Source organism: Porphyromonas somerae DSM 23386, assembly GCF_000372405.1.
Lineage (GTDB): Bacteria > Bacteroidota > Bacteroidia > Bacteroidales > Porphyromonadaceae > Porphyromonas_A > Porphyromonas_A somerae.
This window is the reverse complement of the sequence record NZ_AQVC01000063.1, coordinates 1-8,559: the sequence shown is the minus strand read 5'-3', so window position 1 is coordinate 8,559 and position 8,559 is coordinate 1. Positions and strand designations below refer to the sequence as shown.

The following is an 8,559-nucleotide window of genomic DNA, read 5'->3' as shown; positions in this document are numbered from 1 at the left end:
ATATCCGCGGTGCTCTTCTTGTCTCTTCTTTTTCTTCGCCTTCATCTCTATAACTTCGTCTAACCCAGAATCTAGGTACCTATGAACCCACTCCAGGATCGTAGTCCTACCAATAGGAACAAGGTGTGAAATCTGGGTGTAACCTAAGTTTTCCTCAAAATAGAGGTGAATAACTCGGTCAAAATAAATCTTCTGGAGTTGACTCCTTTTTACAAACTTACTCATAAAAATCTATCTATGAGTCAACTTTTTCTAGGACAAGACACTTGTCCATTTTGCAGCACGATCGACCCATCTCGTAGATGCGAGTCGGGCAAAGAGAGGAATGGACGAGGTGAAGCATCAAACGATTTCTTAACCTCTGTAACTGGCTGTACTTCTCTCTCCCCTTCTGCAAAGTCAAATAGAGATGGCTGCTCGATTGAGGAGAGCTTAGTACTTCTTCTTGCTCTTGGACGCTTTACTAAACTTTGCTTGGGCTTAGAGGCTGCCTGTTGCTTATTGACCTCTTTGATTTCCCTGTTAACACGAGCGACCTCCTGCGTCCAAAGTTCGTACTCTTCGGGAGCAAATAAATAACCCGCCTGTTCCAAACCGACATCAGTTGTATCCATCACGGGATGATGGTCGTCATCAAAGTAGACCATCTGTCCGCCCATCTCTCGTGGGGCTTCTAGGTCTGTACGTATATCCGCTTCGTACTGATGCTGTAGCGTTAAAGCTGGCACACCTTCGGGTGCTGGTGCTAACATTGAAGAGACTTGCTCCTGCTGGGAGGGTTCTGTTAATTCATTCTTTTTGATGGGGTTGATGGAAGTTCCCTCTGAAAAGGACTCCTCCTCGACCTCTTCCACTGGGGTTTCTGTTTGTACCACCCCTTTGCTATACCGTCCTTGGACAAGCTCTTCTAGCTCGGCTATCTCATGCAGTGCAGTAGGAGAAAAGTGAAGGTCACGCTCAATCCCCAAGCCATGTATCTTGACCTCTTTCATTTCGTCCAAGGAGATATAACCGAGCTCCCAACCGTAACCCATTGTAACTGCTCCGAACCCAAGACGTTCTTCTGGGTCATACTCTAAAAGGTAGGCTGTATAGGCTCCCAGCGGGAAGAAATATCGGACATAAGCTGTACGATCGCCAATGAGTTGCTTCTCTGTCTCATATAGCTTGGGGAGTTGACTCTTAATGCTATCAGGCATTAGATCATAAGCGTTGTCTTCCTCCTTATCCACTTCATTCTCTGCTGTATGATTGGGACTTTCTATGAGAGGTTCAGTCGTTATGCCTAGGCTGTGGAGCTTCTGTTCTGCTTGTCGCTCTTCTTCGCTCATCGCTATACCCGTCTCATAGAGCTTGCGGTCAAAACGTGCTGTCACATCTTGTGTGAGCTGTATTCGGAGACTCTCAGCCATATCCTCCATAGTTCCCTCAAAGTGATACTTCCAAGTTGGCTTGCCGTAAGGGTCTCTTCCCAGCTCACGACTGGTGGCTATGGTGCGAGATGCCACATCATCCCACGAACCCTCGAAAAGTGAGTTGTGGTTGAAAGCCATAGAAAATCCATCCCCCTTGGGCACGGCGACTGTCTGAACAAACTGCTTCTCCAGCTCCTCGCCAATCTCTTTGCCTGACTGCTTCTGCAAGACAATCAAGTCGCTTCCGACTTCAGTTCCTGCTTGCTCGTTAAACATGCCTGATGGCAGTCGGATAGCAGAGATGAGTCGGCTGTTTTGCATCAGATAGCGTCTGATTGGCTCATTTAGTGCTGCATCGAGTACACCTTGTGAAGTGATAAATGCAACGAGACCTCCTTCTCTAGTGCAGTCCAAGCCCTTTACGAAGAAGTAATTATGAATGGCTCGTGTTGACTCCTTTTTGAAGAGATCATCCCCCCTACTATACTCACGGTCATAGACCATAAAGTCTCCAAAGGGGATGTTGCTGGTTACAAGGTCATACTTCTCCGTCTCTTCTAGGGGTGTTATCGCTTCAAAGGGTTCATTTCGCACGAAGATGTTGCCCTCGCCATAAGGGTGCAACGCTTGACTGATGCGAGCCGTTAGCAGATCTTTCTCCAAGGCATCAACAAAGCCCACCTGATTGGCAAATGTTTCGGCAAAAGCACCCATCCCCGAGGAGGGGTCGAGGCATCGTTTGAGCGTCACACCTCTTGTTGCTAGAGCATCTGAAATAGCAGAGACGATACGTCTATCTGTATAGAATGAAGTGAGCACACTAGCCTTGATGCTCTCCCAGTACCGCTTGGCGGTGTGAGCATCGACCGCTTCCCGATAGATCATCTGCTTGAGCTGCTGTGTCGGAGCAAAGAGTTCTTGCTCCGACTTACTCCAATAGCGGATGTCCGCTGGCGTGTCTGTGCGGTTCAATACGCACTTCAGACCTCCGAAACCTTGGTAGCCACGCAAGATGCGTTTCTCTGCTTCGGTAGCTGGACGATGCTCTTTTTCTAATCGTAGCACCACACGGATTGCTTCTGCATTTGCTGCCAAAACTGCTTTCTTGTTGTATGCCATAGAGGTACTCTGTTTGTTGATGATAGTTGTTAGCCATGGAGGGAGGAAGTCAATCCCACGAAAAGGATTGAGATACCTACCACAAGAATGGAAATACGATTACTTGATCTTTTTATTCCTCACGTGAATTAGTGGAGTCTCGTCTGAGTGGAAATGTTGTTTTCCCCCGTCACTCCACAGTTTCATCCGTATGGGAAAAGTTTCCCCTAGGCTTGGCACTGGAGTTTCTTCCCCATGAAACTGCAGTTTCTCCTAGATGAAACTAGAGTTTCCTCCTTATGAAACTAGAGTGCCAACCCCTATTGGCACTACAGTCTCTTCCCTAAGAAACTACAAAGGCTCCCCAAGCGACTTCCTATTAACTGCGATAAACAAGTAGGGAGTGTCATGAGAGATAGTTGTGGTGCGGAGCTAGGTCGTTTTATCTCTTCTTACTCTTTTGCTCGAATTCAAATTTGGTAGAACTATCCTCTTGTAGAACCAATCGGGCATTGAACTTCTTACCTGCCTTGCTCGTCAAGCCTTTCAAGATGGGGGTACGCCCCTTAGTTATGAGGTCTCGGATATTCTCTTCGGAGAGATACGTACCGCATACTTCACGAAATATGTGGAAATCACAATCATCATTCTTGCATCTCGCCACCTTGGCATAGATCCCCACACTCTCACGACCACACTTAGGGCAGTGATATGTAGGGTACCTTTGCTGTCTAGGTGCAGGGGCGAGGGAGAGCAACTCCTCGCAGATGGTGGAGACGTAGGAGTTGATGCCTTGTGCAAACTTGCCAGCATCCATACTTCCTGCCTCGATTGCTGCTAGTGCTACCTCCCACGCTCCTGTCATCTCCGCATTGGCAATGCGCTTGTCCTTAACGATTTCATAGACGGCTAACCCTTTCTCCGTTGGGACTATGCTCTTCTTCTCCCTACGGATATAGTCACGCAGGATGAGCGTCTCAATGATGTTGGCTCGTGTGGCAGGTGTGCCTATGCCACACTCTGCCAAAGCCTTTTTATTTGCAACATCCTCTACCTCCTTGCCAGCATGCTCCATAGCCGAGAGCAGAGTTGCTTCTGTATAGAGTGGCTTAGGTTTGCTCTTTTGCTCGATTATGTCTGCTTGTTGGATGGCTAGCGTTTGCCCCTCGGTCAAGTTGGGTAATGAGGACAAAATCGGCTCGTCCTCCTCGCTCTCTTTATGCTCTTGAGGAGTGGCACTCTGTACAGACTTCCAACCCCAAGAGACTTGACGGCACGCTTTCCAAACATAGCTGTTGGTCTCGTCCTTGAGTACTACCTGCATACGCTCCTCTTCTGAGTGCGCCGAGAAGGCTTCTGCGAAGCGGGTAACGACCATTTGATAAAGCGTGGTCTCATCTACCGACAATGCCGATGCAGTTTCTCTCGTGGGGATAATGGCATGGTGGTCGGTAACTTTGCTGTCATCTACCGAGTGGCGATTCAGCTCTTGGGGCAATGGTTTGCCAATCTTGCGAAGGAGGTCGGGAACTTCCTCAAAAACATCTTCACTGATATATCGGCTACCCGTGCGTGGGTAGGTTGTGAATTTCTTCTCATAAAGCGACTGTGCGAGGGTGAGGGTCTTATCTGCGGAGAAGCCGTGACGTACATTAGCCTCCTTTTGCAGAGCGGTCAGGTCATACAAGAGGGGTGGAGCTGTGTGCGTCACCTTTCTTGTGACCTCTGTGACCGTAAGCGAGCCGATACTGCGCAACGAAGTGAGAGCAGTTTGGGCAGCAGCTTCATTATCAAAGTTCTGTAGGCTCACGGCTTTGATGGTTAAGCCCTCGTCCTCTATCATCGCAGAGAGCTTCCAATAAGGAACAGAGGTAAAGTCTCTATGCTCCATATAGCGATGACACACCATGGCCAAAGTCGGGGTCTGCACACGTCCTAGTGAGTAGCCTCCACGGTAAGCAATGGAGAGTGCTCGGCTGGCATTGATTCCCATCAACCAGTCAGCTTCTGCTCGTGCTTGGGCTGCGTAATAGAGATGGTCATAATGACTCCCGGGCTTGATATTCGCTAGACCCTCTCGGATAGCTTTGTCAGTAAGGGAGGAGATCCATAGGCGATCAAAGGGCTTGTGACTATTTAAGTGTCGGTAAATCCAGCGAAAGATGAGCTCACCCTCTCTTCCGGCATCTGTTGCCACAATAATACGATCTGACTGATTAAAGCAGGAGCTTATTGCCTTGAGTTGCTTGAGTGCTGCAGGGTCTTCGTGGAACTCTTTGTCCTTACGCACTTGTCGGACAATGAGCTGGAAGGGATTAGGGCAAATAGGCAACTCTTCTGCTTTGTAGTTAGAATAGCCGTAAGCTTCGGGCATGGCAAGTGTAATGAGGTGTCCCATAGCCCACGTGACGAGGTAGCCGTTTCCCGCTAAATAACCGTCTTGCTTTGTCGTAGCTCCAACGATTCGGGCTATATCTCGTGCTACCGAGGGTTTCTCAGCAATAATACATGTTGTCATAGTCTTTGAATGGATTATGGGTTACATCTTACGTCCTCGAGACTTCTTCTGCTTGTTCTCGTTCTGCTTTTGTTCAGCAGTGGGCTCTGTTTGCCCCTTTTTCAGTGGCTCTTTCACCTGCTTGGTAGCTTCGTTGGTCTTGCCGTGGTTATTTACGGCTACTTGCGTCTTGTGTTCTTCCGCCACGGCTTCGACCTTTCCCGCCCCTTGCTTCTTGTCAGGGTTCCATTTGTAGAAGCGTGGGCGGTTTTGCTCTTTGTCCATACGGACATAGGCATTGAAGGGTTGTCCCTCTTTATCGATCATGTTTTTGAGGTAAAGTGTGCGACCGTTGTCTAAGGCTTCTCGTTGCTTCTCTGACAGCTCTAGACCACAAAGCTTGCGGGGTGCTTTGCTTTGTTGACGATCTTGTCGCTGTTCCTGACGCTCTTTGAGACTCTTGTTCTCTCCGAAGATGAACTCAATGCCTTTCTTCTCTGCATTGACTTGAAGCGTAGCATCGAAGGACTTGCCACTCTTAGCGGTCATACCTTCTACTTCTACCGCTTTACCCTCCACTAGATCTTTGTATTGTTGATCAGAGAGCGTGACGCCTTTGATCTCTTGAGGAATGCTTACACGGTCGGCACGCAAGGCGATGATCTCGTTGGTCTGTGGGTCGATGGAGACGTAGGCTGCAAAAGGCTCTCCGCTCTTGGGTGTTACTTCGATGGTCTTGCCAAGGTTGCCTGTCGTGAGCAGTTGCTCTTTTTCCTCGGGCGAGAACTTGTAGCCCATATAGGGATAGTCGAGCTGTGGCTCTTTACGCATAGCGTGTATGGCTAACCCGATATTGCCCTCATTGTCTGTGCGGAAGGCAAGGCGAGCCTCTGTGTAGATAGTTGTATCTCCTATGGGGATGGCTATGGTCACGAGGTTGCTCTTCTGCCAATTGAGCATCTTCTCTAGCTCACCACTCTGCTCTAACCGTTCACGGGAGAGTCCGAGACTGTCGAGCATCTTCCAGTCTACCTTGTCTGCATCAATGGCTGTGCTCTTCTTCTGCTGTGGCAGATAATCTTCAAAGGGTACACCGACCTCTGCCAACTGCTGTCTGCTTTCAGGAGTCTCTCGGCTTTGGAGCAGAGTACGCAGGTTATCCACACCTTGCTCCACATTGTTTGCCAACACCTTGTATAGCCCGAAATGGGATGGGTTATTGAACTGCTTGAGAAAGTTGGTCATGAAGTTCTTCAGCAGTCCATCCTTGCTGTTGAACCTCAAAAAGGCTGCTTGATTAGCTTCAAGAGGCTCAGTCGTTTTGAGCTTGCCCTTATCATCAATACCCGAAACCACGGAGAGTTTCCCAGCTTCTTGCTGGTTCTTTACCTCGGTGCGATCCTCTAAGACCAGCACGTAGTTGTCATTGCTATTTGCTTCCATAAATCACTCTGTTTGATTTGAATAATACCTTTCAGACAGCAAATATATAAGCTAAAATAACCTCTTCTAAGTCCCAGGGAATTATAAGGAAAGGAAGTGATGAAAAAGAAAATTCGCCCAAGATTTGGTAGTTTGATCTTTTATGTCAAACTTGGCACTCAGAAGGAACATTATTACAGTAGTACTAAGCGATGATAAGAGCAAGCTCGAAAAGACAAAGAGTCAAAGGAGCTAGTAACCAGCTAAATAGAACTTATTTCGGCAAAGAGAGAAGAGACTGGATTTTTCATTTTCAATCGGAACACAAAGAGCGGCAATACCCCTGACACACCAAACGCCCTCCGCTCCGCTACAGGCGTTTGGCTTAGTCTGTTGCATTGCCGACGGGGAGTTTATCCGATTTGAAAAAGAAAAAAAACAAGCCCGGGGTATACCACGAAAAGCTACCCCAAAACTACCAGAGTCAACTAAAATCAGTATCTTTGGAAAGTCAAGACAACTCATTCTAATATGACGACGAAAACGATGTCAACCGAAATCAGTTTCAGCAAAAAAATAAGTCAACCATTTTCAGGGAACGACATGTGCATAAAAAGAATTACTACGCAAAAAAAATATGGGTAAACATAAAGTGACGGGGACAAAGCCCGAAAACAAAGAAATGGCTGAAGAAGTACGGATGGAATTTATAACATCAAAAGTATACAAAAAAATCCTTACACCTGAGTTGTTTAGGGAAATAGAACGTGTAAATATCAAAGATGGAGTATTTGAGGAAATTCCATTGTTTTCACGATATAAGGATATCGATTTCTTAAAAAAATATATACCACCCGAGAAAGTGCTTGAATATTTACTTCACGTATCCTTATTCTTGCTTTATGATGTTAGTTTATATTTTGAGTATATAGCCAAAGTCAGTTCTAGTATATTCATTGGTATTACATTAGTCAATCCAGAAGAGGAAATGGACGATGTTGGTTTTTGTGTCCCTAACATTCTAATTAGTACAAAAAAAACTTATAAGTTTTTGCAACATGGCACGCGGTTTAATGTGGATAAAAATGATGTTCTGAATAAACAATGGGGTATGGTAGGTATGAGCAATATGTATAAATGCTATAAAACCACTACTATTACTGGCGGAGAAAAAATAGAAAGAATATATATAATACCCCGCAAAAGGCTACATCAACGATAAAATAACTGAAATGTCTGTGGAGGGGCGAGGAAGTATGGTACCGCAGGCTTGACATGAACGGGAAGGTCATTGAGGAGCGGTTCATGCTCTATACTTCCTACAGGGATTACGTCAGGATACCATTCCTTTTTCAAGGACAGTACTATGACGACGAAAACGATGTCAACCGACATCAGTTTCAGTAAAAAAAACAGTCAACCAATTTCAGGGAACGACACCCCAAAACTGCCAGAGTCAACTAAAATCAGTATCTTTGGAAAGTCAAGACAACTCATTCTAGTATGACGACGAAAACGATGTCAACCGAAATCAGTTTCAGCAAAAAAAAACAGTCAACCATTTTCAGGGAACGTCAATGTACCAGCAACAAATGAAAACCCCTCCACAAATCCCGTCAGATTATGGAACAATTGAATGATTTTTTCGGCAAGTTGTTTGCCTACCTCCGGGAACATCCGCAATACGGGCTTCTCGTGGCAATCCTCCTTGTAATCCTGTATCTCATAGGGTTGATTTTTGACTGGAAATGGACGCTGCTGCCGAGCGGGAACAGCGACTTTACGCAAATGTGGATTGACCTGTTTGGCAGGAATGCCGTCCGGTTCGTGAAGGGTGTCCTCGCCGTCCTCCTGCTTCTTACCTTAGTTTACCTGTACTACCATTATAAATAATCCGCCTATGTCTTCGCCTTCCACCTCCCACGGTTACTTTGAAAGCGTCAGCACCCAGTTGTCCCTGAGTGTGGGCTCCTCGTTTGAGGGTGTTGCCGGCAATTCCTCCGCCAACGCCTCACAGGGCATCTCTGCGGGCGTGAGCGCCGTGGATACGGGCATGAAGGCGGGCATGGCACTGGCGGAAGCCAGAAATGAACACGCTATAGTCAGTTTCCGCTACGACAACATGGG

At 46.9% G+C, this 8,559-nt stretch carries 6 protein-coding genes and 1 pseudogene; 3 read left to right on the top strand and 4 right to left on the bottom strand.

Going from position 1 to position 8,559, the window contains the following annotated elements:
* From A3GK_RS0109575 to A3GK_RS0109560, 4 genes and pseudogenes are all read right to left on the bottom strand, one after another.
* Nucleotides 1-225 (bottom strand): annotated as a pseudogene (locus A3GK_RS0109575) (hypothetical protein); the annotation flags it as partial.
* A 17-nt stretch (nucleotides 226-242) separates the two neighbouring features.
* Complete coding sequence (locus tag A3GK_RS10825) at nucleotides 243-2,534, bottom strand: DUF2958 domain-containing protein (protein WP_018029233.1); 2,292 nt, start codon at nucleotides 2,532-2,534, stop codon at nucleotides 243-245.
* Nucleotides 2,535-2,955: 421 nt separating this feature from the next.
* Nucleotides 2,956-5,031: a type IA DNA topoisomerase gene (topB, locus tag A3GK_RS0109565; protein ID WP_026161838.1), complete on the bottom strand. Its 2,076-nt coding sequence runs from the start codon at nucleotides 5,029-5,031 to the stop codon at nucleotides 2,956-2,958.
* 21 nt (nucleotides 5,032-5,052) lie between these two features.
* Nucleotides 5,053-6,453 (bottom strand): DUF4099 domain-containing protein, encoded by a 1,401-nt coding sequence (locus A3GK_RS0109560; RefSeq protein ID WP_018029231.1) that lies wholly within the window; start codon nucleotides 6,451-6,453, stop codon nucleotides 5,053-5,055.
* Nucleotides 6,454-7,069: 616 nt separating this feature from the next.
* Here A3GK_RS0109560 and A3GK_RS0109555 point away from each other — a divergent pair.
* From A3GK_RS0109555 to A3GK_RS11645, 3 genes are all read left to right on the top strand, one after another.
* A complete protein-coding gene (locus tag A3GK_RS0109555; RefSeq protein WP_018029230.1) occupies nucleotides 7,070-7,654 on the top strand; it encodes an Imm15 family immunity protein in 585 nt (194 codons plus the stop codon).
* A gap of 401 nt (nucleotides 7,655-8,055) precedes the next feature.
* Complete coding sequence (locus tag A3GK_RS0109550) at nucleotides 8,056-8,325, top strand: immunity 17 family protein (RefSeq protein WP_018029229.1); 270 nt, start codon at nucleotides 8,056-8,058, stop codon at nucleotides 8,323-8,325.
* Nucleotides 8,326-8,332: 7 nt separating this feature from the next.
* On the top strand, nucleotides 8,333-8,559 hold a 227-nt coding region (locus A3GK_RS11645; RefSeq protein ID WP_040576142.1), incomplete at its 3' end, for a hypothetical protein.